Source organism: Microbacterium foliorum (assembly GCF_003367705.1).
In the GTDB taxonomy this organism is placed as follows: Bacteria; Actinomycetota; Actinomycetes; order Actinomycetales; family Microbacteriaceae; genus Microbacterium; species Microbacterium foliorum.
This window is the reverse complement of record NZ_CP031425.1, coordinates 1,754,399-1,778,767: the sequence shown is the minus strand read 5'-3', so window position 1 is coordinate 1,778,767 and position 24,369 is coordinate 1,754,399. Positions and strand designations below refer to the sequence as shown.

Genomic DNA, 24,369 nt, shown 5'->3' with positions numbered 1-24,369 from the left:
GGAATAGGCTGTCGGGGTGACAGACGTGCGCTATGTGGCCATCGGAGACTCCTTCACCGAGGGCGTGGGTGATGTGCTCCCGGACGGCAGCGAACGCGGATGGGCGGACCTCGTGGCCCAGGGGTGGGCGGATGCATCCGGTCACCCGATCAGCTACGCGAACCTCGCGATCCGCGGCCGGCTGGCCTGGCCCATCGTCGAGCAGCAGCTCGAACCCGCGCTCGCGCTGCGTCCCACGCATCTGTCGTTCAACGGCGGGGGCAACGACATGCTCCGGCCGCGCACCGATCTCGAGCACATCGCCGATGCGTTCAGCCGCGTGCTGCGTCGGTGCGACGAGGAGGGCGTGACGCTGATCCTGCTGTCCGGGGCGAATCCGAGCGGTCAGCTGCCGATGGGCTCTCTCGTGCAGCGCCGCGGGGATCAGCTCTCCGATGCGGTGCTGAGGCGGGTCGAGGGCCGCGATGACGTCGTGCGCGCGCTGAACTGGCCGGACAGCGAGCTGTCCGACGCGAAGTACTGGTCGGAGGACCGCCTGCACATGAACGCGGCCGGCCATCACCGTGTCGCCGCGCGGGTGCTGCAGGGGCTCGGATTCGAGCCGCCGGCGACGTGGTGGTCGCCGACCTCGCTCGCGGCCGCCGGGCCTGCCGGGATCGCCTACTATCGCCAGTTCGTCGGACCCTGGGTGCGACGCCGTGTCACGCGCACCTCGTCCGGCGACGGGCGCACAGCCAAGTACCCCGACTGGGTCGAGCGGGTGCCCGGCGCGTGACCGACATCGAGATGCGCCGCATCCGTGGCGGCTCGGTGACGCTTCACGATGCCCGCCGCAAAGTGGAGCGCGTGGCGAGCGTCGACGACTTCGAGATCGCGGCCTTCCCGATCACCGAGGAGCAGTTGGCCGAGATCCTGCCGATCCCCTCGCGCCACCCGCGTCGCCCTGCTGTGGAGCTCAGCTGGCTGCGCGCCGTCCACTTCTGCAACGCGGCCTCCGAATGGGAGGGTCTCGATCCGGTATATCGGTTTGACGGCGAGGTGGTCGCGTGGGACGTGACGGCCGACGGCTACCGTCTGCCGACCGAGGCCGAATGGGAGTACGCCTGCCGCGCGGGTTCGACGGGTCCGCACTACGCACCGCTCGCGGACGCCGCGTGGACGAGCGCCGACGGTGTCTCGTCCGCCCAGGACGTCGGCTCACGCCTGCCGAACCTGTACGGCCTGTTCGATACGCTCGGCAATGTGTGGGAGTGGTGCTGGGACCTCCTGGATCCCGCACGCTACGACGACTATCGCGTGTTCCGTGGCGGGGGCTTCGCGGACGACGCCTGGAGCGTGCGGGCATCGGTCCGTCGTGGGGGAGCGCCCCGCACTGCGCAGGACGACGTGGGGCTGCGCGTCGCCAGGGGCGCTTTCGATACGCCGGGCGAAGCTCAGGGGTGGTCGGAGCTCGCGGACCGCGAGCGTGCCGCGTTCGACGGCCCTGTGCCGTTCGGCTGGACTCCGCTGCGTCGCCCCGGCCGCTGATCGATCAGTGCTGCCGGCCTGGCCGCGAGGGCGGCAGGATGACCCTCACCGGTCCATGGGGCGGATGAGATAGCGGCTGGGGCCAGAGGATTCGGCGAATCCGAACTTCTCGTACAGGCCGCTCGCTGTGCTTGCGGCCAGCACGATGCGCTTCACGGTGGACGAGTGCTGCAGATCGTCGATGACGCCCTCGACGATCAGCCGTCCGATGCCCTCGCCGCGCGCCGTCTCGTCGACGAACACATCGCAGAGCCAGGCGAACGTGAAGCCGTCGGTCACGACGCGCGCATAGGCGACCTGCCGACCGTCGGCATCCCGAACCGAGTAGTTGCGCGACGCGTCGATCGCGGCATCCTGCGTCTCGCGGCTGCGTCCTCTCGCCCAGTACGACTCCTCACTGAGCCAGCGGTGCACCAGAGGACGATCGATCGTCGCGGTGTCGGTCGAGAAGGAATAGGGCGAAGGCATGAGCGACATCCTACGAGCGGTCAGCGATGCTTGTCGGGATCCAGACCCATGCGGATGCGTGTCCGCTTGCGTTCGATCACGATGAAGACGACGCCGAGTATCCAGAGCGGGATCGGCATCAGGAAGGCGATGCGGAACGCCTCGAACGAGTACGTCTCGGGGGTTCCGGCGCCCTGGACGTCGAGTGCGAGACCGATCAGCCAGATCGCGATCAGCGCGGCGACGAAGCCCCCGGCGTTCGTCACTCCGGTCGCGGTGCTCAGCCGGTGCGACGGGTTGTGGGTGCGCGCATGGTCGAAGGCGATCATGCTCGCAGGGCCGCCGGTCGCGAGCGCGACGGCGAGCACGTAGAGCAGCCACAGGGGTGCGGGGCCCGGCAGCGCGAGCACGGCGATCCATGCCCCCACCTGCACGCCGACCGCGGGGAGAACGAGTGCGAGCGAGCGCTGGTTCGGCAGCCGCCTCGACAGGTCGCCGATGATCGGGCCGAGCGCCATGCCGGCGACGACGTACACCGAGATGATCCCCGCGGCGTGCGCGGTGTCCAGCCCCTGGGCCGCGGTGAGGAACGGCATCCCCCAGAGCAGGATGAACGCGGTGCCCGCGAACGGCGACGTGAAATGCGACCAGAACGCGAGTCGGGTCCCGGGGTGCGCCCAGGCGGCGCGGATGCCGACACCCGTGTCGATCGACGAGGTGACGACGCGGATCACGCCCGTGTCGGTGTCCACCGAGACGTCGGCCCCGCGCTCCGCCGGATGGTTGCGGATCAGGAGCGCGACGAGAATCGTGAAGAGCACGCCCAGACCGGCGATGCTGCCGAACGTGATCGTCCACGAGGTGGCATGCAGGAGTGCGGCGAGCGGGACGAGCGCGACGAGTTGCCCGGCCTGACCGATGATGCCGGTGAACTGGACCATGAGAGGGCCGCGCTGCGCGGGGAACCAGGTGGCGACGAGTCGCAGCACGGCCGGGAAGATCGCCGCATCTCCCGCACCGAGGAGGATGCGGGCGAAGACCGCGACGCCGATGCTGGGGGAGAGGGCCATAGTGAGCTGACCTGCGGCCATCAGGAGCATGCCGATCGTCATGATGGGGCGGGACCCGAAGCGGTCGAGCAGGATGCCGATGGGGATCTGCATGCCGCCGTACACCGCGAGCTGCACCACGGCGAAGAGCGCGAGGGTCGAGGCATCGGCCTGGAACCGGTCGGCCGCCTCGACGCCGACGGCGCCCAACGAGGTGCGATTGGTGATCGCGAGAACGTAGGCGGCGACGCCCACACCCCAGATGAGCCAGGCCCTCCACCCCGGGTCGGTCACGGGGGAGCGGGGAACCTGTTGCACCCCTCCACGGTACTCCCGCTCGGCGGCGCTCTCGCGCGTTCGGATCCGCGCGACGCGCCCTTCCCGATGTCGGACGCCGGGGCTACCGTGGCCGTATGACTCCTGCACCGGTGCATCACTCCATCGACTACGTCGAGCTCGTCGTGAACGACCTCGAAGCCGCGAAGCGGTTCTACGGAGACACCTTCGGGTGGGTCTTCGTCGATTACGGTCCTGCCTACGCCGGCATCGCCTCCGTGACCGGCGACGGGTCCGAGGTGGGCGGCTTGCTGCTCTCCGATCAGGCCAGGCCGGCCGGAGGACCCCTGGTCCTCCTCTATTCCGATGACCTCGACGCCACACACGCCGCGATCACCGATGCCGGCGGCTCCGTGACGCAGGGCCCGTACGAGTTCCCGGGTGGTCGACGTCTGCACTTCCTCGACCCGAACGGTAACGAGCTGGGAGTCTGGGCCGCGCAGTGAGGGCAGGGGAGAGGCGTGACCTCTCCGCATCTCCGAGAGTGCAGCAGCTCATCAGTGAGCGCATCGCCGTCGTCGAACATTCCGCTCTGTCCGACTCGCACGTTGCGGCGCTGCGCGAGCTGTTCGACGGCGAGTATCGAGCGACGCACGGACAGTGGGATCCTGATCGTCCGTACGGGTATTCCCCGGCGGACGTGCACACGACGATCTTCCGCGGGAATCGGGCGGTCGCGCACGTCGGATTCCAGCGTCGCGTCATCCGGGTCGGCCGGGCCGAGGTCCGAGTGGCGGGGACCGGGGGAGTCCTGGTGCATCCCGACTGGCGATCCGGCGGTGTCGGCCGTCGAGTGATGTCTCGTGCTCAACAGGCGATGCGTGACGACGAGCGGGTCGAGTTCGGCTATCTCGGATGCCGCGACGAGGTCGTCGAGTTCTACGAGCGCACCGGGTGGTCGCGGGTGAACGCGGTGGAGCGTCACGTGTCGATGGCCGACGCGACGAAGACCGTGATGTCTCACCGCGAGCCGATCCTCGTCTTCGCCGCCGTGGCGGACCCCCGCGGGGACGCGCCTTCATGGCCGCTCGGAGACATCGACCTCAGGGGCAGACCCTGGTGACCGACAGGACGCGTCGCGCTTCGTCGTCGCTGCGGCAGGCGACGAGGACGCCCTGGTGGCCGCACGATGCCACGTCCGGCCACCAGGCTGCTCGGGAGAGCACCGGGGTGCCCGGTTCCCGCCGGCGGTCCCTTTCGGGTCACTCGTTCTGAAGCCAGCTCCTGATCGTCCCGGCGACGCGATCGAGGTCGGATTCGAGGAGGAAGTGTCCGCCGTCGATGAGCTCGACCCGAGCGTGCGGAGCGTCGCGGGTGAATGCCGTGGCGCCGGCGGCGGCGAAAATCTCATCGTTGCGCCCCCAGATCGCGAGGACCGGTACCTGTGAGGCGCGAAGCCAGGCATGCACCTCGGGGTAGAGGTCCCGGTTGGTCACATAGTCGCGGAAGAGCGCCAGCTGCACGTCGTCCTGTCCCTCGCGGGCGAGGAGCGCGAGGTCGTGCTCCCAGGCGTCCGGGTCGACCGTCGTCGGGTCCGGGACGCCGTGGGTGTACTGCCACTCGACAGCGTCCCGGCCGAGGGCGGGACGCAGCGCGTCGCGCGTCTCGACGGTCCGTTCGGCGCCGTCGGTCCAGATCGGGTTCCAGAAGTCGGGCACGAAGCCCTCTTCGTACGCGTTGCCGTTCTGGGAGATGACCCCGACGACGACGGCGGGGTCGGCGAGCGCCAGGCGCCACCCGATCGGGGCGCCGTAGTCCTGGACGTAGATCGTGTACTGCGTCACGCCGATGGTCGCGAGGAACCGGCCGGTCACCTGAGCGAGGGCCTCGAAGGTGTACTCGAAGTCGTCGACCGAGGGGGCGGAGGAACGACCGAAGCCGATGTGGTCCGGAGCGATGACGCGGTGACGGTCAGCCAGCACCGGGATGAGGTGTCTGAACATGTGTGAGCTGGTCGGATACCCGTGCAGGAGCAGCAGTACAGGGGCGTCGACAGGGCCGGCCTCTCGATAGAAGACGTCGAGTCCGTCGACGGAGACGGTGCGGTGGTGGACGGTGGCCATAGTTATAACCTCTTAAAGTTGTTTTACTGGTTAGCCAGACGCTAGCATGGATCCATCGCGCCACAGGGAGCGGGAAAGCGGGGGAGACGTGCTGAGCGACGAGGAGCTGCTGCTGGGGGTCGTGAACAGCGCGCCCACGATCGAGGGAAGGCCCACCGATGACCTCGAGGGGGCGGGCGGGCGAGACCTGGCGCGCTCCTGGGGTGGAACGGGATCGGCGAGGGAGCTGGCACACCTGAGGCGCGCGCGTCACGCATTGCAGGCGATGGTCCGTGGAGACGAGGGAGCCGCCGTCGGCGAGCTGACTGACATCCTCGACGGGGCCGTGCGGATACCGCACATGACCCCGAACGGGGTGGCCTGGGACCTTCGTGTTCCCGACGATCGCCGCCTTGCCGTCGAGGCGGTGCTGGCCTGGTCGACGGTGATCACGGAGTTTCCCGATCGCCTGCGTGCATGCGCAAATGAGGAGTGCACCCGTTTCCTGGTCGATCACAGTCGCCCCGGCACTGCGAAGTGGTGCTCCATGGCGGTCTGCGGCAACCGGATGAAGGCGCGCACCCATGCCCGCCGCGCGAAGAGCTGACCGATGCCGCATACGCTCCCTGACACCCAGACGCCGTGTGGGAGTGCCCGCCGCCATCGGCCCAAGGGGGGCGCCGCTTGTTCATACTGACATAATGTGCATTATCGGCGTTAGTCCGTTTCCGGCGAGCGGAGCTGTCGATAGGCTCGACGCGTGAACGGACACAACGTCGACATCGACTGGGAAGCTGCACGCGGGGCTAATCTGCAGAACTGGGATGACCGCGTGCCGCTGCACGAAGCGGCGTACGGTCTGGATGCGTTCGATGACCCGAACCATCTCAGCGACGTCGTGAGCGACGACCTGCCGGTGCTCGATCGTTTCGTACGCGGCGGGTCTTTATCGGGCCTCGAGGTCTGCCATCTACAGTGCCACATCGGCACCGACACGATCTCGCTCGCGCGTGCCGGTGCCCGCGTGACCGGCGTGGACTTCTCCGAGCCCGCGTTGCGCGCGGCGGCCGCACTCGCCGAGCGCACCGGAGTCGCGGCGACGTGGGTCCGGACCGATGTCCTCGAGGCCGGGAGCACAGTGCCGGGCGACTTCGATGTGGTCTACACGAGCATCGGCACGATCTGCTGGCTGCAGGATCTCGATCGCTGGGCGGCGCAGATCGTCGCGCTGCTGCGTCCGGGGGGAACGTTCTTCATTCGCGACGGGCACCCGGCGCTGCTGGCGCTGGACGAGGACGCCCCCGAGCTCACCACCCGATACCCGTACTTCGGCGACGGCCGCGCTCAACAGTGGGACGACGAATCCACATATGCCGGCGACGGCACCGTCGCCCACCCACGGACCTATGAGTGGCCGCACCCACTGTCGGAGGTCCTTGGAGCACTCCTCCGCGCCGGCCTTCGCCTTCTGCACTTCGACGAAGGCCGCACACTCCCCTGGCGGTTCAGCCCGCGGATGGTCGAGGTTCCCCGGGGATACGCCTGGCCTGAGGCCGAACGTGATCTGATCCCCTGCACTTTCACGGTCGTCGCGCGCAAGGACTGACCCCCGACCACAGAGCCCTCACCGCCCGACGTATGCGGCCAGATGCTCGCCGGTCAGCGTGGATCTGGCCGCGACCAGGTCTTCCGGACGGCCTTCGTACACCACTCGCCCGCCGTCGTGACCGGCACCGGGACCGATGTCGATGATCCAGTCGGCGTGGGCCATCACCGCTTGATGGTGCTCGATCACGATCACCGTCTTCCCGGACTCCACGAGGCGGTCGAGCAGTCCGAGGATGTTCTGGACGTCGGCCAGGTGCAACCCGGTGGTCGGCTCGTCGAGAACATAGGTGTCGCCCTTCTCCCCCATCTGGATCGCCAGCTTGATGCGCTGACGCTCCCCTCCCGACAAGGTGGAGAGCGGCTGTCCGAGCGACAGATATCCGAGCCCGACGTCGTCGAGTCGGCTGAGGATCGCCACAGCCGCGGGAATCCTCGCCTCCCCCTCGGAGAAGAAGGCCTTGGCCTCCGACACCGGGAGATCCAGCACTTCGGTGATGTCCTTTCCCGCCAGGGTGTATTCCAGAACAGATGCTTGGAAGCGCTTGCCGCCACAGTCCTCGCACGGCGTCTCGATGGTGTCCATGAATCCGAGTTCGGTGATGATCACCCCTGCTCCCTTGCAGGTCGGGCACGCGCCTTCGGAATTCGCGCTGAACAGTGCGGGCTTCACTCCGTTGGCCTTCGCGAATGCCTTGCGGATCGGTTCGAGCAACCCCGTATAGGTGGCCGGGTTGCTGCGTCGAGACCCCTTGATCGCACTCTGATCGATCGAGACGACGCCGTCACGTTTCGAGACCGAGCCGTGGATCAAGGAGCTCTTTCCCGAGCCCGCCACGCCCGTGACGACCGTGAGGATGCCGGTGGGGATGTCGACGTCGACGTCCTGGAGGTTGTTGGCCGTCGCCCCACGCACCTCGATGGCTCCCCTGGCGTCTCGAACCGATGTCTTGAGCGTCGCGCGATCGTCCAGATGGGTCCCGGTGCGCGTCCCGCTCGACTTGAGCCCCTCGACCGTGCCTTGGAAGCAGATCTCACCACCGGCGCTGCCTGCGCCGGGTCCGAGATCGATCACGTGATCGCCGATCGCGATGGTCTCCGGTTTGTGCTCGACGACGAGCACGGTGTTGCCCTTGTCCCTCAGGCGCAGCAGGAGGGAGTTCATCCGCTCGATGTCGTGCGGATGCAGTCCGATGGTCGGCTCGTCGAAGACGTAGGTGACGTCGGTGAGAGAGGAGCCGAGGTGACGGAGCATCTTGATGCGCTGCGCCTCTCCCCCGGACAGCGTCCCCGAGGGCCGATCCAGACTCAGATACCCGAGCCCGAGCGTGACGAAGGCCTCGAGATTCGCGCGCAGAGCCTCGAGGAGCGGTGCGGCTCCCGGCAGCTCCAGATCCCGCACCCATACGGCGAGATCGGTCACCTGCATCCGACAGGCGTCGGCGATGCTGATGCCCTCGATCTTCGAGGATCGCGCGCCTTCGGTGAGGCGCGTGCCGTCGCACTCGGGGCAGGTGGCGAAGGTCGCGACGCGCTGGACGAACGCACGGATGTGCGGTTGCAGCCCATCGAGGTCCTTCGAGAGCATCGACTTGGTGATCTTCGGGATCAGCCCTTCGTAGGTCATGTTGATGCCCGAGATCTTGACCTTCGTGACCGCGCCGTAGAGCAGCAGGTGCTTCTGCTTGTCGGTGAACTCGGCGATCGGCGTGTCGGGCGGGTAGAACCCCGAACCGGAGAATCCCTTCACCATCCATCCGTCGGCCGTGTAGCCGGGGACCATGATGGCGCCGCCGTCGAGCGACTTCGATTCGTCGATGATCTGTGCGAGGTCGAGGTCGGACACCGCTCCCCTGCCCTCGCACCGCGGACACATGCCGCCGAGGTAGATCGCGTCCTTGACGATCTTCTTCTCTCCGCTCGGCCCCGTCATCACGCCACTGGCCTTCTGCGTCGGGATGTTGAAGGAGAACGCGGTCGGCCCTCCGATGTACGGCCGGCCGAGCTTGCTGAAGAGGATCCGCAGCATCGCGTTCGCATCGGTGACCGTGCCGACCGTCGAGCGCGGGTTCGCGCCGAGCCGTTCCTGGTCGACGATGATGGAGGTCGTGAGCCCCTCGAGCACATCGACGTCGGGCCGAGGAACCGAGGGCATGAACCCCTGCACGAACGCGCTGTAGGTCTCGTCGATCATCCGTCGGGACTCCGCGGCGATGGTGTCGAACACCAGGGAGCTCTTGCCCGACCCGGAGACCCCGGTGAACACGGTGAGGCGGCGTTTCGGGATCTCGACGCTGACGTCTTTGAGATTGTTCTCGCGCGCGCCCTGAACGCGGATCAGGTCGTGGCCGTCTGCGGCATGGGTCATGATCGTCCTCGGGTCGGGTCGGGTCGGGTGCGGTCGGGTCAGCCGGCCTGGTTGATACGGAGAAGGTTGCCTGCCGGATCGCGGAACGCGCAGTCCCGCACACCGTACGGCTGGTCGAGTGGCTCCTGCACCACCTCGGCCCCGTGAGCGACGAGGCGGTCGAACAGGGCATCGAGGTCGTCGCTCGCGAGGGTCAGCGCGCCGTAGCTGCCCTTCGCGATCAGTTCGAGGACGGTCCGTCGTTCGGCCTCGGTGATCCCGGGATCGGTGGCGGGCGGATGCAGCACGATCGACGTCTCGGGCTGCCCCTCCGGGCCGACGGTCAGCCAGCGCAGCCCGTCGTAGCCGACGTCGTTGCGCACCTCGAAGCCGAGGGCGTCGCGGTAGAAGCCGAGGGCCGCCTCGGCATCCGTGTGCGGAAGGAATGCGTAGTGGATGCTGATGTTCATGGGCTCAGGTTAGGTGGGTCTCCGGGCGCGGTGCTTCTTGATTCCTGATCGGTCTGACGACGTGCTTGGCGTGGACGGTCGGGATGCCGTCGAGAGTGGCGGCGCGTTCACGGTACACCCGGGGTGAGACACCGACCAGCTCGGTGAATCTGGTGCTGAATGTCCCCAGCGAAGAGCCGCCGACGGCGATGCAGACCTCGGTGACCGAGAGGTCGCCGAGCCTGAGCAGTGCCATGGCGCGCTCGATCCGACGTGTCATCAGATACGAGTACGGTGATTCGCCGTACGTCTCCTTGAAGCGGCGACTCAGGTGACCCGCCGACATGTGCACGCCTCTCGCCAGCGCCTCGACATCGAGGGGCAGCGCGTACTCGCGATCGATGCGGTCGCGCACCCGACGCATGACGACGAGCTCGCGGAGTCGTGCATCGTCATCGGTGCTCACGAGTAGATACTGTCACGCGATATTCCGGGAGACGACGTCCCGCGTCGTCTCGAGGCACTCGCCCCCCGCGCCGCCCGCGACAGGGATACCCTGTGAGGATCGCGCACAGGCGATTCTCAGAAAGGATCCCACCATGACCGATCCGCTCGCTGCAGGAGCCGGTTCCCTCGTCAAGTCCATCCGCATCGTCCTCGCGGTCTCGGGTGCGATCGCCCTCCTGGCAGGCATCGTGCTGCTGGTATGGCCCGTCAAGTCCGCCGTCATCGTCACCGCCATCTTCGCCTCCTATCTCGTCGTCGCCGGTCTCGTCTACATCGGTCTCGCCGTCTTCTCTCGCATCGAGGGCGGCTGGGCCCGGATCGGCCACATCGTGCTCGGCCTGATCTACATCGTGGCGGGCGTGATCGCCTTCGCGAACCTCGGTGTGGCCGCCGCGACCCTCGCGCTCGTGGTGGTGATCTTCATCGGCATCAGCTGGATCGTCGACGGTGTGGTCGCGCTGTCGCTGCTCGGACAGGACGGCTCGCGTGTCTGGACGCTGCTCTACGCCCTGCTCAGCATCGTCGCCGGAATCGTGGTGCTCTTCTCACCGCTCTACGCCGCAGCCGTGCTGTGGTTGGTGCTGGGGATCTCGCTCGTCGCACTCGGTCTGGTGCAGCTCGTCCGCGCGATCACGCTCGGGAAGGATGCGAAGACCCTCGCGGCTGCCCGGAGCGACGCCGCGAGCTGACCCCTCCCCTGCACGACGAGGGCCCCGTCCGATCCGGACGGGGCCCTCGTCGTGGTCCTCGGTTCACTCGGAGGCGAATGCGCTCACATCTCCGACGAGACGGGTGTTGTCCGACGGCACGGCATCGATCGCGGCACGAGCCACCTCGGCCGCGAACTCCGACACGTTGTACAGCTTGCCGGCCGATTCACGGCGCTCGGCGATCGCCCCGGGGTTGGCCCGCTCCAGCAGCGTCGCGGTGATGGTGCCCTCGATCATGTCCCCGGACACGACGGTGAAGCCCACACCCCTGTCGGCGAGTGCGGGGATGCGCTCGCGCAGGGCGTCCTCGCCCGCGCGCTTCGAGAGGGCGACGGGCTCGTACTCCGGCATCGTGGGCGTCGTGCGGATGAAGTGCGCCTGGTGGCTGGTGACGAACACGACGCGTGCACCGTCGCCCAGCAGCGGAGTCGCCGCGTCGAGAACGCTCAGCTGCGCGTCGCGGTTGAGGGTGAGCGCGTAGTCGGCCGCCATCCCCGACTCCATGCCGCCTGAAGCATTGAGCACCAGCACGTCGAGGCGGCCGAATTCGGCTGTGACCGCATCGAACATCTCGGCGACCGACGACGGGTCCGTGAGATCGGCGCCGACGACGAGCACGCGCCGACCCAGGGCGCGCAGTTCCGTCGCGAGCTTCTGCGCGCGAGGAGCCTTGTTGCGGAAGTTGATCACGACGTCCGCACCGGCCTCCGCCAGATACCGAACGGTGTCGGCGCCGATGCCGCGGGACGAGCCCGTGACGAGCGCGACCTTGCCGTCGAGGGAACCTGCGGGAAGAACGTCGGTCACTATGACTCCTCTTGATGCGTGAAACGCCGCGGTCACGCGGCCTTCCCAGACTATCAAGACCGCCCGCGAGGCCCTCTGTCGGCGTCGCACCGCATGATAGGTTGACGCCAAAGGAGGCCGTATGGACAACTTCGCGACATCCGTCGAGTTCATCGACCAGTGGGCGTGGATCGGCTGGCTGATCCTCATCGCCGTCTTCCTCGTGATCGAGATGCTGACGCTCGACTTCACCTTCCTGATGCTGAGCTTCGGTGCCGCCATCGGACTGGTGACCGACCTCGTCGGTCTGCCGATCTGGGTGCAGGTGATCATCGCCGCCGGAGCGGCAGCGCTGTTCATCCTCCTTCTGCGGCCGCCTCTGCTGAAGCGGCTGCGGCGCGGCGAGGATCCGACGAAATCGAACGTCGACGCCCTGCTCGACCTCCGCGGCTTCGCGCTGCACGACATCACTCAGATCTCCGGGCAGGTCAAGCTCAGCAACGGCGACACGTGGACCGCACGCGCCGCCGGCCCGGTCCCCATTCCGCAGGGCTCCCCGATCGCCGTCATCGCGATCAACGGGGCGACCGCGACCGTCCGCCCCGTCAACGAGTAGGAGTACCCCGTGAACGACGCTTCGTTCATCCCCACCGCGATCCTGTGGGTCTTCGTCATCGCAGTGATCATCTTCGTGCTGGTCACGCTGGCCCGATCGATCCGCATCATCCCGCAGGCCACGGCCGGTGTCGTGGAGCGCCTGGGCCGCTATCACAAGACGCTCATGCCCGGACTCAACATCCTGGTGCCGTTCATCGATCGCCTGCGTCCTCTGATCGACATGCGAGAGCAGGTCGTCTCGTTCCCGCCGCAGCCGGTCATCACCGAGGACAACCTCGTCGTCTCGATCGACACCGTGGTGTATTTCCAGGTGACCGACGCCCGTGCGGCGACATACGAGATCGCCAACTATCTCGGCGCGGTCGAGCAGCTGACGACCACCACCCTCCGAAACGTCGTCGGTGGGCTCAACCTCGAAGAGGCTCTGACCAGCCGAGACAACATCAACGGCCAGCTCCGCGTCGTCCTCGACGAGGCGACCGGCAAGTGGGGCATCCGCGTCGGCCGCGTCGAGCTCAAGGCCATCGACCCGCCGCTGTCCATCCAGGACTCCATGGAGAAGCAGATGCGCGCAGAGCGTGACCGCCGCGCCGCGATCCTCACAGCGGAGGGCACGAAGCAGTCCGCGATCCTCGAAGCAGAGGGTGCACGTCAGGCCGAGATCCTGCGCGCCGAGGGCGACAAGCAGGCCGCGGTCCTGCGTGCTCAGGGCGAGGCGGAGGCCATTCAGAACGTCTTCACGGCGATCCACCAGGGTGAGCCCGACGACAAGCTGCTCGCCTACCAGTACCTGCAGATGCTCCCGAAGATCAGCGAGGGGCAGTCGAACAAGCTCTGGATCATCCCGAGCGAGCTCACCGAGGCGCTCAAGGGCATCGGAAGCGCATTCACGCCCAAGCCCGGCCAGCCGCCGACGAACTACCCCGGCGCGTGACGCACCCGTATCTCGAGAAGGCGCGACACCCCCGAGTCCTCGCTCACCGCGGTCTGATCACCGCGGCGGGTGAGGACTCCGGCGTGTGGGACAACTCCGCGGCCGCCTTCGCCGCGGCGCATGCCGCAGGGGCCGAATACATCGAGACCGACTGCCAGGTCACCTCCGACGGCGATGTCGTGCTCTTCCACGATGCGACCCTGCTGCGACTCGCCGGTGACCCTCGTGCCGTCCAGGACGTGCGGACGCGCGAACTGGCGCGGATACTCGCGGAGCACGGCGGACTGCTCACCGTCGCGGACGCCCTGGACTCCTTCCCCACCACTCGGTTCAACATCGACGTCAAGACCGACGCCGCGGTGGACGCCCTGGGGCCGATCCTCCTGAACCACACGCACCGAGTGCTCGTGACGAGCTTCTCGGATGCGCGTCGTCGAGCCACGGTCGCCGCAGTGCTTCGCGCGGGTGCGGCGCTGCGTCCCGCGACGTCTGCGGGCAGCGGGACAATCGCCGCGGTGCGGTCGCTCTCCGCGCTCCGCCTCTCCCCTTCCCGGGTGCTCCGCGACCTCGATGCGCTGCAGATTCCCGAGCGCCACCGTGGTGTTCGCATCCTCACCCCCGCCCTGTTGCGCGCCGCACGACGTCACGGCGTCGAGGTGCACGTCTGGACCGTGAATGACCGGGCAGACATGCGACGGCTCATCGACGCAGGCGTCGACGGGCTGGTCTCGGATCGTGCAGACGTCGCCCTCGACGTCGTCGGCGACTGAACGCGCCACGCCGGGGTCAGGCGGCGGCGCTGGGACTCCCCTGTGAATCGCGCCGATAACGCGCTCCTGTGGATGAAGCGCACAGGCTGGAGCGTTATACCTGACACGACGAGAGGACCACACAATGGCAGATCGCAGCCTACGCGGCATCCGACTCGGCGCCCAGAGCCTACAGAGCGAAGAGGGCGTCGTCTTCATGGAGCGCCGTGAAACCACCTACATCTGTGACACCTGCGCGCATGTCACGAACCTCATGTTCTCTGCGGACGCGGAGCCCCCGCAGACCTGGGAGTGCCGCGCCTGTGGCGCAGAGGCACGCCTGAACGTCGACGGCAAGGCCGTCACGCTCGATGCCACCGACGAGAAGGCCGCACGCACCCACTGGGACATGCTGCTGGAGCGTCGCAGCAGGGCAGAGCTCGAAGAACTCCTCGAAGAGCGTCTCGCGTTCATCCGCGCCCGCCGCGGTGCCGGAGAAGATCCGACCCGCGAGAAGATCGGCGCCTAGGGGCGCCGGGCGCGCAGCCACCCGAACAGCAGCGCGCCGATCCCGCCCCACAGCAGCACCTGCTGGATCCACGGTCCCAGGACCACACCAGCCGTCAGGCCGGAACGCAGCTCGACATCCTCGAGCAGCGCTCCGGCCTTTCCTGCATCCAGACTCGACACGGTGGAGCCGTCCGGGCGGATCACCTGGCTCGTGCCCACCGTCGAGATGTTGACGACACTGCGCCCCGTCTCGATCGCCCGCATGCGCGCGAAGGCCAGCTGTTGCAGATTCTCATCCGTACCGCGGAAGTCGGCGTTGTTCGTCTGCAGGACGAGCACCTCCGCGCCCTGCGCGAGGTCGTCGTAGATCACGTCGTCGTAGATGACGTCGAAGCAGATCGCGAGGCCCACGGCCACGCCGTCGACGTCGATCACCGGAGAATTGGACCCGGGCGTGTAGTCCCGCTGGATCAGACCGATCAGGTCGGGGGCGAGGGCGTTGTAGAACGGGCGGTCAGGCACATACTCGCCGAAAGGGACCGGGTGGCGTTTGTCGTGGATCTGCTCGGCGGTGCCGTCCTGCTGCCACAGCATCGACGTGTTGTAGTAGAGGCCCGTGCGCTCGGTGGGCGCGTTGGCGAGCAACGGGGCGCCGATCCGAGTCGCGACCAGAGACATCCTCCGTGCGAGCGTGTCCGAGCGGAACGGATCGCGGTCCAGTGAACCCTCCGGCCAGACCAGCAGATCGACATCCTCGCCGTACAGCGGCTCGGTCGCGTCCGTCTGCGCCTGGATGATCGAGTACTGTTCTCGCTGATCGAAGTAACCGCTGGGGCCGTTGCCCTGCACGGCGGCGATGCGCATCGACCCGCTGTCGGCTGTGGGGAAGAGCGGTGTGAGAAGCAGCACGACCACGACGACCACCGGAGCGATCAGAGCCGTCGGACGCCTCCACACCCGCAGGCGCACCATCTCGATGAGCATCGCGACCAGGAACACCATCAGGAAGCTCAGTCCGCTCACACCGACCCATGACGTGACCGGCGCCAGCGGACTCTCTGCCTGGGTCATCCCCAGACGCGCCCAGGGGAAGCCGCCGTAGGGCCAGGTTCCGACGAACAGCTCGCGACCGACCCATAGGGCTGCGACGACCGCGGGGAGCATCAGCAGCCGCACAGCCGGCCTGGAGGACACCCGCGGTATCCAGCGGTAGGCGAGGGCGATCAGGATGAGTGCCGCGGCGGTCAGCATCCCCTCGAGCACGCTCAGCGCACCCCACGGGATCGGACCGAGATAGCGAGAGGTCCATGACACGAGCAGGGCGAAGAAGAGGATGCCGTACACGGCGCCGACCAGCAGCGCTCCCCCGGCCCGTCGACCGATGAGGGAGACGAGAAGCAATGCGGTGGCGGGGAATGCGAACGCCCACACCGCCGCATCCGGGTAGGAGAGATCCATCAGGAGCGCTGCCGCCGCGGACGCCGGAAGAGCCAGGGAAAGGGGCAGCAGAGGGCGCTGTCGCGCGGGGAGATCGCTCATCTATCCAGTTCTCACATCGAGGAATACGCGACGATGCCCCTGCGGACACCATCGAGCGCGGCCCGGGCGGTGCGCGCCAGGGCACCGTCCTCGGCCACGATCGAGAGCTGGTCGAGCAGATCGATGGTCTGCTTCGCCCAGCGCACGAAGTCGCCGGCAGCCATGTCCGCATCGACGAGCACGCGATCGAGCGTCCCGCCACGAGCCCAGGAATGCATGGCCCCGGCGAGTCCGGCGGCGAGCGGCTCGGATCCCGGGAGGTGGTGGTCCTTCTCGAGGTCGTCGAGTTCGGCCCAGAGCGTGGTGGTCTTCTCGTAGGCGGTGCGGAAGGCCCCGCGGGGAAGGTCCCGCTCCCCCGCGTTGGCCTCGTCGCGCCGGGGCTCGTACACGAGGCAGCAGGCCATGGCGGCGAGTGACGGCGCATCGAGCGTGTTCCACAGGCCCTGGCGGAGCGACTCCGCCACGAGCAGGTCGCGCTCCCCGTAGATGCGGCGCATCGTGCGTCCGGCATCCATGAGTGTCGTGACGTCGTCCTGGTCGCGCTGGAGGTAGTCCAGCGTCTCGAGCACCTCGACGACGCGGTCGAAGACCCGCGCGACGGTGCCCGTCCTGGTCTCGATCTGACGACGCGTACGGTCGGTCTGCCGCTTCAGCTTCCAGTAGCGTTCGGCCCAGCGCGCGTGCGCCTCGCGATCGGGGCACCCGTGGCAGCCGTGACGCTGCATCCGGGTGCGCAGGCTCTGGATCTGCTTCATGCGCTTGTCGCGGGACGCCCGCGGCGCGTTCGCATCCTGGCGGTTCTTCTTCTCGAGATCGCTCAGCTCACGGCGGATCGACGCGTAGTCGAGGAAGTCGCCGTGCTCGCAGACCATCGCCGACCGGTATCCCTCAAGGGATTCCTCGGCTTCGCGGACCTGTCGGGCGAGGCCGACCACCGCACGGTCCGCCTGGAACTGCGCGAACGACGACTCCAGGATCTGGCGCGCGCGCACCTTGCCGAACAGGTCGATCAGGTTGACGGCCATGTTGTACGTCGGCCGGAAGCTGGAGTTCAGCGGATACGTGCGGCGTGAGGCGAGCGCCGCGACCGCCTGCGGATCCATGCCCTCGGTCCACTGCACGACAGCGTGACCTTCGACGTCGATGCCGCGTCTGCCGGCGCGCCCGGTGAGCTGGGTGTACTCACCCGAAGTGATGGCGACGCGCGCTTCGCCGTTGAACTTCTCCATCTTCTCGAGGACCACGGTGCGTGCCGGCATGTTGATGCCGAGCGCGAGGGTCTCCGTCGCGAAGACGACCTTCACGAGTTTGCGCTTGAAGAGGTCTTCGACGACCTCCTTGAAGGCGGGGAGCAGGCCGGCATGATGCGAGGCGACACCGCGTTCGAGGTTGTCCAGCCACTCCCAGTATCCGAGGACGCCGAGATCTTCGTCCTGCAGCGACCGGGTGCGCTCTTCGACGATGGCCCGGATCTCGACGCGCTCCTCGGCCGTCGTCAGGCGGACCCCCGATCGACGCACCTGCTGCACGGCCGCATCGCAGCCGACGCGGCTGAAGATGAAGAAGATCGCGGGCAGGAGGTTGGAGCGCTCGAGCAGGCGGATGACGTCGGGACGATCCATCCGCTCGATGCGGCGCACGTTCGCCGCGCGCACGGGACGGCGTCCGCCGCGGGGAGGGCGCTGCGCCTGTCGGCCGGCGTGCCTGTTGCTGCGATACGACTGCGCATCGCGGTTGTTGTCGTAGTTCGACCCGGTGAACGAGCGGATGCGCATCAGTTCCTGATTCACCTGCGCCGTGGCGATGCCCGCGCGGTCGTCGAACAGCGGCAGCAGATCGTCGCGGACGAGGACGTGCTGCTCCAGAGGCACGGGGCGGATCTCGGAGACCACGACCTCGGTGTCGCCGCGCACGGTGTCGAGCCAGTCTCCGAACTCCTCGGCGTTCGAGACGGTGGCGCTCAGGGAGACGAGGCGCACATGCGCCGGGAGGTGGATGATCACCTCCTCCCACACCGCCCCTCGGAACCGGTCGGCGAGGTAGTGGACTTCGTCCATGACGACGTAGCGCAGGTCACGCAGCGCGGCGGAGTCCGCGTAGATCATGTTGCGCAGCACCTCCGTCGTCATCACGACGATGCGCGCGTTGCCGTTGATGTTGGTGTCCCCCGTGAGCAGACCGACGTCGTCGGCGCCGTACACCTCGACGAGCTCGCGGAACTTCTGGTTCGAGAGCGCCTTCATCGGCGTCGTGTAGAACGCCTTGTCGCGCGGCGTCTGCATGGCGAGGTGGATGGCGAACTCGCCGACGATGGTCTTGCCGGCGCCCGTCGGCGCAGCGACGAGAACGCTGCTGCCGTCTTCGAGTGCGTGGCACCCTTCGATCTGGAACGGGTCGAGATCGAACCTCTGCCGGGCGGCGAACGCCACCGTCGCCGGGTGTCCGGCAGCCTGCCGCGCCGCCGCGTATCGCTCCGAGGGAGAGCTCATGCGGTCACGGGCGTGATGCCTGCGGCCTCATCGCGCTTGCGTTTGCGCCGGTCGAACAGCATCGAGATCAGCGTCGCGGCGAAGTACAGCACGATCATGGATCCCATCAGCAGCAGCATCGAGAACACGTCCGCCGGAGGCGTGGTCACCGCGGCGAACACCGTGCAGACCAGGATCGCGACACGCCAGCCCTTGAGGATGTCGCGGCCGGAGACGATGCCGGCGAGGTTCAGCGCGACGAGGAACACGGGGAGGACGAAGGCGATGCCGAGCACCAGCAGGAACTTGAAGACGAAGTCGTAGTAGATGGCGTAGTCGAAGAACTGCGCCATGCCCTTGGGCACGAAGCCGGCCATGATCTCGATCACGTGCGGGAGCACGAAGAACGCGACCGTGCATCCACCGAAGAACAGCGGAACGGCGGCTCCGAGAAAGCCCCAGGTGTACTGGGTCTCCTTCTTCGTGAGGCCGGGCATCACGAAAGCCCAGACCTGCCACAGCCAGACCGGGGCGGAGATCAGGAGGCCGATCGCGAACGCGATGCGCATACGGAGGTCGAAACCGCTCGTCACGGTGGTGAAGTTCAATCCCGTGTACTCTCGGCCCGCCTCAGCGGCGATCGTCCGGATGGGCACGGAGAGCAACTCGATGATCGGCTCGGTCACGATGAAGGCGACGATCATGCCGACCACGAGCGCACCGGCCGCGATGAACAGTCGCTTGCGCAGTTCGACCAGATGCGCGCCGAGAGACATCCGCCTGTCGCGACCGGGGGCCTCCTGGTCGGCGGAATCGAGAGCGGACACGAACTATGCGGATCGAGGAGGCTGACCCGGATCCGTGTCGCGAGCCGTGACCGTGGTGTCTGCGACGGTGGCCGCAGGGGTCGGTGCGACCGGTTCCGCGGCGTCCGTCGCGTCTTCGTTCTTCATCGCCTTCATCTCGCCCTTGAACACCCGGGCGGACTGTCCGAGGCTCTTCGCCAGTGCCGGCAGCTTCGCAGCACCGAAGAGCAGCAGGATGACGGCGAGGATGATCAGCAGATGTGGCCAACCGAAAGCGCCCATGATTCTCCTTCGTCGTTTCCTGCCAGTCTAACCGGCGTTGTCCCCGTCGGGGTGGCGATACAGCGCGAGTCCCGCCTCCGCCCATTCCCGAGCCGCCGCGCGGGCGATCCCCGGTTCCACGACTTCGAGCGCCCCGCCGAACCGCGCGGCGAGTCTCTTGATCCCGCGAGGATCGGCGAGATGGAGCCGCGCGGTGACGATACCGTCGCGGAGCTCGACGTTATCCGCCGTGAGGAAGTCGCCCAGCAGTGGCGCGACCCGCTCGGGCACGCGCACGCGCACCTCGCCTTCGTCGTCGACGGCGGAGAACGCCTCGGGCACGTGCTCCCCCGCGTGCGTGATCGGGATCTCGGTGAGTCGCGCCTCGCTCACACGATCGAGATGGAAGGTGCGCATGGCCTCCCGGGTGTGACACCAGCCCTGCAGGTACCACTGCGCATTCGTGATGATCACCTGCACGGGGTCGACCGTGCGCGTCGTGGGCACGGCATCCGGCGCCTGGTAGGTGAAGGAGACGGCGACCCCCTGCTGAACGCCTCGGGAGACGACCTGACGCACCTCGTCGACCGCACTGGGCGCGACCACCACCTCGGCGGGCGCATCGGCGGCCCCGCGCGAGAGCTTCGAGATGAGACCGGAGACGAGGCCGGAATCCGAGACCGCGGGCACGGCGGCGACCATCTGCAGTCCGGCAAGGAGAGCGGCGGCTTCGCGGGCGGTGAACCGCGGAACGCGTCGGAGGGCGACGTCGTTCGTGATCTCGATGACATCCTCCTCGTCCAGGAGGTCCCAGTTGATGTCGAACATCTCCTGAGGCTGCTGCCAGAAGCCCGAGTCGCCGGGCAGCCCGATCACGGTGAGCTTCTCGACCATCTTGCGCATCTCGGCGGGTGTCACACCGAACTCCTCGGCGGCCTCGGCGAGAGACACCTGGCCGTGCTCGAGCAGGTAGGGGACGAGAGTCAGATAGAGACGGACCCTGTCAGAGGCGAGCAGCGGCTTCGGCTGTGCGCTCATCGCGTCGCTCCGATCTCGGCATTCGTGCCCGCCACGGCACGCAGCCGGTCGACGACGGCCTCCCTGAGGGCCGCAGGCTCGACCACGCGGACCTCGGGACCGTACGACGCGATCTCGTCCGCGAGGATGTGCAGGTCGACGAACGGCACCAGGATCCCCTGCGTCGGGGCGGGTCGAGCTCGGCGGCCGAGACGCAGGGACGCCTCGGTTCCCGGGGTGACCTCGAGCAGGGCGGAATTCTGCGCTGCGACGTCCTGGAGCCCCCGCAGCGCCCGTTCGCCCGCGCCTTCGCGGAGTGCCGCGTCGAAGGTGGTGGTGGTGACCCGCACGTCTCCGACGATGCGGCTGAGCAGGAACATGCGATCCTCCTCGATGTCGACGTCGACGCCGAACACGTGCCAGCGCGCCTCGTAATCGACGAGAGCGAGCGGACGGATGCTGCGCCGGCGCGACGCGTCCTCACCGGGCTTCAGGTAGTCGAACGTCACGACACGGCTCTTCTCGATCGCGTCCTGCAACGGAGCGAACGCGGCGTCCCGGGCGGTGATGCGCGGGGCGAACCCGATGATGGGCTCATCGCCGTCGATGCCGAGCGCCCGGATCTTGCGCACCCCGGCCTTCGCGTCGCCTGACGCCGACTCCGCACTCCACACGCTGCCGGCGAGCTGCAGCACGGCGAGCTCGGCCGGTGTGAACTCGATATCGCCGGGCAGATCGTATTCCGCCTGCGGAATGCGATAGCGCGCCTCGCGAAGATCGTTGGGGTCGGCCTGGTCGCCGATCGTCTCGACGGGGACACCGAGGGTCCGGAGCTCGTCCTTGTCCCGCTCGAACATCTTCTCGAGAGCATCGGCACGCACGCCCGCGTGTGCGCGCTGTCGATACCCCGAGACGTTGTCGAGGATCTGCTGCTTGGTGAGCCCGATCTCCGTGGCCATGAGCGCCACGACGAGGTTCGTGAGGCGCTCCTCCGCAGGGATACGAGCGGCCATCACGCCGCCGGAACGGGGACGATACCGAGGATGTCGACGACGATGGCGGTGGCCGGGTTGCCGTCGGCGGCGGGTGCGACGACCAGCACCTGCGAGCCGACCGTCGCACCGACGAGCTCCTTGGCGGCGAGACCGATATTCGGCTCGGCGCCCCAGGTGCTGGTGGCGACGGTCTTGTCATCCCAGCCCACGGCCATGATGTTCGTCACGATCGTCGAGCCCTTCTCGACCTTCTCGCCGTCACCCTTGATGAGCGTCTGCTTCTGGGCGGATGTCGGCGCGGCGCTGTCGGGGATGATGACGCCCGGCGTGCCGTCGGGTGCGCGGACCACCGTCGGCATGCCGTGGGCGTCGTTGAACTGCGATGCACCCTCGGCGCGGGCCCGGTACACATCGAGGACGTCGATGACGGCGACGACGTTCTCGCCGTCCTTGAGCCCGAAGGCCTCGACATTGTTCGGGCCGAAGTCCTCGGGGGTCAGCGTCGCCACGATGCGGCTGCCGCCGGTCGCGCATTCCAGTGCGTCTTCGAGTCCCGGGGAGCGCTGCGCCCAGTACGAGATGCTGTGCACGCGGCTTGCGTCGCCGTTGTACTCGGACGCGTAGATCTGCGTGCCCTTGTCGCCGCCGTAGAACGAGATGTCGAGCACCATCGGCTGCGACGTCGAGGTGAGCACGCGCCCGTCACCCGTCACCACATCGGCGAACCCTGACTCCTTCGCCTTCACCGGAGCGAATACCTTGACGTCGGGTGCGTCGCCGAGGTCGCCCTCGACCGTGACCGAATCCGCGATCGACGCGGTCGAGGCCGCATCGCGATCGCAGGTCGCGCCGGCGAAGGACGGCGAGGCGGCGCATCCGGAGAGAGCGAGGACGGCGAGGCTGAGTGTGGCCAGAACGGCGGACGTTTTACGCACGCCCTCCACTCTATTCCGTCGGGGGCTCGACGTCGCGCGAACCGGAGGCGAGGCGCGCTCCTTGCGCGGCTTTGGCGGCTTCGCGGGCCCGCTTGCGGAGATTCTTGTCGTTGATCTCACGATCGCCGACGGCCCCCGGGGTCCACTGCTCGACATCGGCATCGCCGTAGCTGCTCTTCGAGGCGCGGCGCTTGACCTGGGGAGCCACGGCTCCGGGAGCCAGACGTCTCGCGGTGATGAGGAAGCCGGTGTGCGCGACCATGCGGTGATCGGGCCGGACCGCGAGGCCCTCGACGTGCCAGCCGCGGACCATCGTCTCCGATGCCTCCGGTTCGGTGAACAACCCCGTGCTGCGGACGTACTCCGCGACGCGCGAGAGCTGTGTCGCCGTCGCGACATAGCAGAGCACGACCCCGCCGGGGGTGAGCGCGTCGGCGACGACATCCATGCACTCCCACGGGGCGAGCATGTCGAGCACCACGCGATCGACCGTGCCGTCGGCGAACTGATCGGGAAGCGCCTCCCCCAGGTCTCCGACCACGACGTCCCAGGTGTCGGGCCGCTCACCGAAGAAGGTCTCGACGTTGCTGCGGGCGACATCCGCGAAGTCCTCGCGGCGCTCGAATGAGACGAGACGTCCGGCGGGTCCGATCGCCCGCAGCAGCGACAGCGACAGCGCCCCTGAGCCCACGCCGGCCTCGACGACGACGGCACCGGGGAAGATGTCCGCCTGCATCACGATCTGCGCGGCATCCTTCGGGTAGACGATGGCCGCGCCGCGAGGCATCGACATCGCGAAGTCCCGCAGCAGCGGACGCAGCGCGAGATAGTCGTGCCCCGAACTGTTCACGACGACAGACCCGTCGGGCAGGCCGATCAGGTCACGGTGGCGCAGGACGCCCTGGTGGGTGTGCAGCTCGCCGTCCTCCCGGAGCGTGACGGTGTTCAATCGGCCCTTCGGGCCGGTCAGCTGCACGCGATCGCCTTCGCGGAAGGGGCCGCTCGGTCGCTGTGGGCCGGTGGGGGTCATCGGGTGGCTCCGGTCATCGAGGATCTGCGGTCGAACAGGTCGACCAGGTCTGCGGCGCTTCTGCCGTCGAGGGTGGGCCAGAGCTCGTGAGCGCCGACGCCCTCCAGGGAGACGATGTGCGGCACGCCGAGGGCGACCGCACCGGAGGCGATGCCCGCGCGCAGGCCCGTCGGCGAGTCCTCGATCACGACGGCGTCGGCGATGTCGATGTCGAGCAGGGCGGCGGCCTGCAGGTAGGGCTCGGGGTGCGGCTTGGGATTGTCGACGTCGTCGCCGGCGACCACGATGTCGAACGCATCGAACTCGATCAGATCGACGACGCTGAGCGCCATCCGGCGCAACGACATCGTGACAAGCCCGGTCGGGATGCCCGCGGATCTGAGATCCTTCAGCAGCTCGCGCGCGCCCGGGCGGAACGGCACGCCCTGGATGCGCAGCGACTCCTGCACCGCATCGGTCAGGAGCGACACGATCGCCTCGGCATCCATGTCGACGCCCGCGTTCTGCAGGATGATCGCGCTGTCGATCAGGCCGTTGCCCACGAGCTGCAGCGCGTCCTCGTGGCTCCACGTGCCGCCGAAGGATTCGACCAGCGAGGTCTCCGCCGCCATCCAGTACGGTTCGGTGTCGACGAGGGTTCCGTCCATGTCCCAGAGGATCGCGCGGGGCTGTCTGCTCACCGAACCATGTTACCCGCGGCTC

The 24,369-nt window shown here is 67.9% G+C and carries 27 protein-coding genes; 11 read left to right on the top strand and 16 right to left on the bottom strand.

Features of this window, described 5'->3' with window-relative positions:
• Nucleotides 1-25 precede the first annotated feature (25 nt).
• Nucleotides 26-775 carry an SGNH/GDSL hydrolase family protein gene (locus DXT68_RS08255; RefSeq protein ID WP_045255617.1) on the top strand — a complete coding sequence of 250 codons (750 nt, stop codon included), beginning with the start codon at nt 26-28 and terminating at the stop codon, nt 773-775.
• Nucleotides 772-1,527, top strand: coding sequence for a formylglycine-generating enzyme family protein (locus DXT68_RS08250; RefSeq protein WP_174233202.1), 756 nt, complete (start codon nt 772-774; stop codon nt 1,525-1,527). The genes DXT68_RS08255 and DXT68_RS08250 overlap by 4 nt, the downstream gene beginning before the upstream one ends.
• Before the next feature lie 45 nt (nt 1,528-1,572).
• On the opposite strand, the gene DXT68_RS08245 is transcribed toward DXT68_RS08250, so the two are convergent.
• Both DXT68_RS08245 and DXT68_RS08240 read right to left on the bottom strand, forming a co-directional pair.
• A complete protein-coding gene (locus DXT68_RS08245; protein ID WP_045255619.1) occupies nt 1,573-1,995 on the bottom strand; it encodes a GNAT family N-acetyltransferase in 423 nt (140 codons plus the stop codon).
• A 20-nt stretch (nt 1,996-2,015) separates the two neighbouring features.
• Nucleotides 2,016-3,341 (bottom strand): MFS transporter, encoded by a 1,326-nt coding sequence (locus DXT68_RS08240; RefSeq protein ID WP_045255123.1) that lies wholly within the window; start codon nt 3,339-3,341, stop codon nt 2,016-2,018.
• 95 nt (nt 3,342-3,436) lie between these two features.
• Between DXT68_RS08240 and DXT68_RS08235 the strand changes: the two genes are divergently transcribed.
• The gene (locus DXT68_RS08235; protein ID WP_045255124.1) at nt 3,437-3,805 is read left to right on the top strand and encodes a VOC family protein; all 369 of its coding nucleotides are present in this window, start codon (nt 3,437-3,439) and stop codon (nt 3,803-3,805) included.
• Nucleotides 3,806-3,843: 38 nt separating this feature from the next.
• On the top strand, nt 3,844-4,422 hold the full coding sequence (locus DXT68_RS08230; protein ID WP_045255125.1) for a GNAT family N-acetyltransferase: 579 nt from the start codon (nt 3,844-3,846) through the stop codon (nt 4,420-4,422).
• A gap of 139 nt (nt 4,423-4,561) precedes the next feature.
• Here the strand turns inward: DXT68_RS08230 and DXT68_RS08225 are convergent, their stop codons facing one another.
• Nucleotides 4,562-5,422: an alpha/beta fold hydrolase gene (locus DXT68_RS08225; RefSeq protein WP_045255126.1), complete on the bottom strand. Its 861-nt coding sequence runs from the start codon at nt 5,420-5,422 to the stop codon at nt 4,562-4,564.
• Between the two features lie 46 nt (nt 5,423-5,468).
• On the opposite strand from DXT68_RS08225, the gene DXT68_RS08220 reads away from it, so the two are divergent.
• Both DXT68_RS08220 and DXT68_RS08215 read left to right on the top strand, forming a co-directional pair.
• A complete protein-coding gene (locus DXT68_RS08220; RefSeq protein ID WP_052677825.1) occupies nt 5,469-6,008 on the top strand; it encodes a CGNR zinc finger domain-containing protein in 540 nt (179 codons plus the stop codon).
• Between the two features lie 153 nt (nt 6,009-6,161).
• On the top strand, nt 6,162-7,007 hold the full coding sequence (locus DXT68_RS08215; RefSeq protein ID WP_045255128.1) for a class I SAM-dependent methyltransferase: 846 nt from the start codon (nt 6,162-6,164) through the stop codon (nt 7,005-7,007).
• An 18-nt stretch (nt 7,008-7,025) separates the two neighbouring features.
• On the opposite strand, the gene DXT68_RS08210 is transcribed toward DXT68_RS08215, so the two are convergent.
• The 3 genes from DXT68_RS08210 to DXT68_RS08200 are packed head-to-tail and all read right to left on the bottom strand — an operon-like array spanning nt 7,026 to nt 10,226.
• The gene (locus DXT68_RS08210; RefSeq protein ID WP_045255129.1) at nt 7,026-9,374 is read right to left on the bottom strand and encodes an ATP-binding cassette domain-containing protein; all 2,349 of its coding nucleotides are present in this window, start codon (nt 9,372-9,374) and stop codon (nt 7,026-7,028) included.
• A gap of 38 nt (nt 9,375-9,412) precedes the next feature.
• Nucleotides 9,413-9,823: a VOC family protein gene (locus DXT68_RS08205; RefSeq protein WP_045255130.1), complete on the bottom strand. Its 411-nt coding sequence runs from the start codon at nt 9,821-9,823 to the stop codon at nt 9,413-9,415.
• 4 nt (nt 9,824-9,827) lie between these two features.
• On the bottom strand, nt 9,828-10,226 hold the full coding sequence (locus DXT68_RS08200; RefSeq protein ID WP_045255620.1) for a helix-turn-helix transcriptional regulator: 399 nt from the start codon (nt 10,224-10,226) through the stop codon (nt 9,828-9,830).
• A 175-nt stretch (nt 10,227-10,401) separates the two neighbouring features.
• On the opposite strand from DXT68_RS08200, the gene DXT68_RS08195 reads away from it, so the two are divergent.
• On the top strand, nt 10,402-10,998 hold the full coding sequence (locus DXT68_RS08195) for an HdeD family acid-resistance protein (RefSeq protein WP_045255131.1): 597 nt from the start codon (nt 10,402-10,404) through the stop codon (nt 10,996-10,998).
• Nucleotides 10,999-11,061: 63 nt separating this feature from the next.
• On the opposite strand, the gene DXT68_RS08190 is transcribed toward DXT68_RS08195, so the two are convergent.
• Nucleotides 11,062-11,826 (bottom strand): SDR family oxidoreductase, encoded by a 765-nt coding sequence (locus DXT68_RS08190; protein ID WP_045255132.1) that lies wholly within the window; start codon nt 11,824-11,826, stop codon nt 11,062-11,064.
• A 121-nt stretch (nt 11,827-11,947) separates the two neighbouring features.
• Between DXT68_RS08190 and DXT68_RS08185 the strand changes: the two genes are divergently transcribed.
• From DXT68_RS08185 to DXT68_RS08170, 4 genes are all read left to right on the top strand, one after another.
• Nucleotides 11,948-12,421: an NfeD family protein gene (locus DXT68_RS08185; protein WP_045255133.1), complete on the top strand. Its 474-nt coding sequence runs from the start codon at nt 11,948-11,950 to the stop codon at nt 12,419-12,421.
• 9 nt (nt 12,422-12,430) lie between these two features.
• A complete protein-coding gene (locus tag DXT68_RS08180) occupies nt 12,431-13,357 on the top strand; it encodes an SPFH domain-containing protein (protein WP_045255134.1) in 927 nt (308 codons plus the stop codon).
• The gene (locus DXT68_RS08175; protein WP_045255135.1) at nt 13,354-14,127 is read left to right on the top strand and encodes a glycerophosphodiester phosphodiesterase family protein; all 774 of its coding nucleotides are present in this window, start codon (nt 13,354-13,356) and stop codon (nt 14,125-14,127) included. The genes DXT68_RS08180 and DXT68_RS08175 overlap by 4 nt, the downstream gene beginning before the upstream one ends.
• A 124-nt stretch (nt 14,128-14,251) precedes the next feature.
• The gene (locus DXT68_RS08170; RefSeq protein WP_045255136.1) at nt 14,252-14,635 is read left to right on the top strand and encodes an RNA polymerase-binding protein RbpA; all 384 of its coding nucleotides are present in this window, start codon (nt 14,252-14,254) and stop codon (nt 14,633-14,635) included.
• Here the strand turns inward: DXT68_RS08170 and lnt are convergent.
• From lnt to DXT68_RS08125, 9 genes are read right to left on the bottom strand one after another with little or no spacing between them, the layout of a single operon-like run.
• Nucleotides 14,632-16,155, bottom strand: a complete 1,524-nt coding sequence (gene lnt / locus DXT68_RS08165) for an apolipoprotein N-acyltransferase (protein ID WP_045255137.1) — start codon at nt 16,153-16,155, stop codon at nt 14,632-14,634. The genes DXT68_RS08170 and lnt overlap by 4 nt on opposite strands.
• Nucleotides 16,156-16,166: 11 nt before the next feature.
• Nucleotides 16,167-18,644: a DEAD/DEAH box helicase gene (locus DXT68_RS08160; protein WP_045255138.1), complete on the bottom strand. Its 2,478-nt coding sequence runs from the start codon at nt 18,642-18,644 to the stop codon at nt 16,167-16,169.
• Complete coding sequence (tatC, locus tag DXT68_RS08155) at nt 18,641-19,399, bottom strand: twin-arginine translocase subunit TatC (RefSeq protein WP_045255621.1); 759 nt, start codon at nt 19,397-19,399, stop codon at nt 18,641-18,643. The genes DXT68_RS08160 and tatC overlap by 4 nt, the downstream gene beginning before the upstream one ends.
• A gap of 54 nt (nt 19,400-19,453) precedes the next feature.
• Nucleotides 19,454-19,711 carry a Sec-independent protein translocase subunit TatA gene (gene tatA / locus DXT68_RS08150; RefSeq protein WP_045255139.1) on the bottom strand — a complete coding sequence of 86 codons (258 nt, stop codon included), beginning with the start codon at nt 19,709-19,711 and terminating at the stop codon, nt 19,454-19,456.
• A 27-nt stretch (nt 19,712-19,738) separates the two neighbouring features.
• Entirely contained in the window at nt 19,739-20,728 is a 990-nt protein-coding gene (locus DXT68_RS08145) for a helix-turn-helix transcriptional regulator (protein ID WP_045255140.1), read from the bottom strand.
• Nucleotides 20,725-21,720 (bottom strand): helix-turn-helix transcriptional regulator, encoded by a 996-nt coding sequence (locus DXT68_RS08140; RefSeq protein WP_045255141.1) that lies wholly within the window; start codon nt 21,718-21,720, stop codon nt 20,725-20,727. The genes DXT68_RS08145 and DXT68_RS08140 overlap by 4 nt, the downstream gene beginning before the upstream one ends.
• Complete coding sequence (locus DXT68_RS08135; protein ID WP_045255622.1) at nt 21,720-22,637, bottom strand: hypothetical protein; 918 nt, start codon at nt 22,635-22,637, stop codon at nt 21,720-21,722. Before DXT68_RS08135 ends, DXT68_RS08140 begins: the two co-directional genes overlap by 1 nt.
• Before the next feature lie 10 nt (nt 22,638-22,647).
• The gene (locus DXT68_RS08130; RefSeq protein ID WP_045255142.1) at nt 22,648-23,667 is read right to left on the bottom strand and encodes a tRNA (adenine-N1)-methyltransferase; all 1,020 of its coding nucleotides are present in this window, start codon (nt 23,665-23,667) and stop codon (nt 22,648-22,650) included.
• On the bottom strand, nt 23,664-24,347 hold the full coding sequence (locus DXT68_RS08125) for an HAD family hydrolase (protein WP_279625484.1): 684 nt from the start codon (nt 24,345-24,347) through the stop codon (nt 23,664-23,666). Before DXT68_RS08125 ends, DXT68_RS08130 begins: the two co-directional genes overlap by 4 nt.
• Nucleotides 24,348-24,369: the final 22 nt, after the last annotated feature.